Annotated in this window: 1 protein-coding gene; it reads right to left on the bottom strand. The window is 63.0% G+C overall.

The features are described from left to right. Positions 1–46: 46 nt before the first annotated feature. Positions 47–1,257 (bottom strand): IS3 family transposase gene (locus AC3WQZ_RS35660; protein WP_492302163.1). Its coding sequence is split into 2 segments (ribosomal slippage): positions 47–1,008 and positions 1,008–1,257, totalling 1,212 coding nucleotides; the frame shifts between segments, so codons are not numbered across the junction. Positions 1,258–1,314: the final 57 nt, after the last annotated feature.

Genomic DNA, 1,314 nt, shown 5'->3' with positions numbered 1-1,314 from the left:
TGGGGTTACCCCGTTTTCTCGGACAGATCTGCATTGGATTTTATGTCTATGGGTTTTCTCCTTGTGATGGGGCGGTGTAGGCCCGGTGTAGCGACGGATTCCTAACCCCGACAGGTAGCTTTTCAAACTCCTGCGGCGAGCGATAGCCCAAGGCACTGTGCAGGCGGTGCGAGTTGTACCAGCCCTCGATCCAGGTGAACAATGACCGCCGGGCGTCGTCGTGGGTGGCGAAGTGCGAGCGGTTCAGCAGTTCGCACTCGAGCGTGGCAAAGAAGGCCTCACACATGGCGTTGTCGTAGGCATCGCCCACCGAGCCCATCGAGGGGCGCACGCCCGCATCCCGACAGCGTTGGCCAAAGGCCACTGACGTGTATTGGCACCCCTGGTCGGAATGGTGGATCACCGAAGTGGGATGTCGCTGCTCCAGCGCCATGTCCAGGGCCTGCAACATCAGCGCGGTGCGCAGGTGGTTGCCCATAGCCCAGCCCACGATGCGTCGGCTGTACACGTCGAGTACGACAGCCAGATAGTAGAAGCCGGCCTTGGTCGGAATGTACGTTGCATCGGCAACCCACAGCTGGTTGGGTGCCTCAGCACGGAAGTGCCGCTGCACCAGATCGGCAGCGGGTCTGGCCCGCGCTGCGCGGTGCGTCGTGCAGATGAAGTGTGGCCGGCATGCCCCGCGCAGCCCGGCCTCACGCATCAGTCTCGCCACGCGCTTGCGCCCCGCCCGGATGCCCTGACGCAGCAGCGCCGCGTGTACGCGGGGCACGCCATAGCTGCCGCTGGAGCGGGAGTGAATCGCGCGGATCTGCACCAGCAGCAGCTGGTCGCGCACGACACGGGGGCTCGGGCTGCGCCCGTTCCACGCATGGAAGCCACTGCGCGAGACCTTGAGTAGTCTGGCCATGGTGGACAGCGGATAACGAGCCTGGTTCGCCTTCATGAATTCGTACCCTTGTCGGGCAGCGAGTCGGTCTCCCGGGCGAACCAGGCCGCGGCTTTTGCCAGTATCTCCCTCTCCATTTTGAGCTGCCGGTTCTCTCGGCGTAGCCGTGTGAGCTCCTGGCGCTCGGCAGTGGTCAGTCCGTCATGACGTGTGCCTGCGTCACGTTCGGCCTGGGCGACCCAGCTGTAAATGGTCTGGGCCGTGGGTTCGAACTCTTTGGCCAGATCCTCCGGACGACGACCTGCATGGACCAGATCAACCATTTGCTGCCGGAAGGCCGCGGCATACGGCATGTGATGTTTAGCCATGATGAGCACCTCCTTTGGTTCAAGATAGGTGCTGTCCGAAAAAGCGGGTCATCTCCA

The sequence above is a fragment of the Cupriavidus sp. FW305-26 genome, from assembly GCF_058787975.1.
Note: the sequence above shows the minus strand (reverse complement) of the source record. Positions and strands in the feature narration are given on the sequence as shown.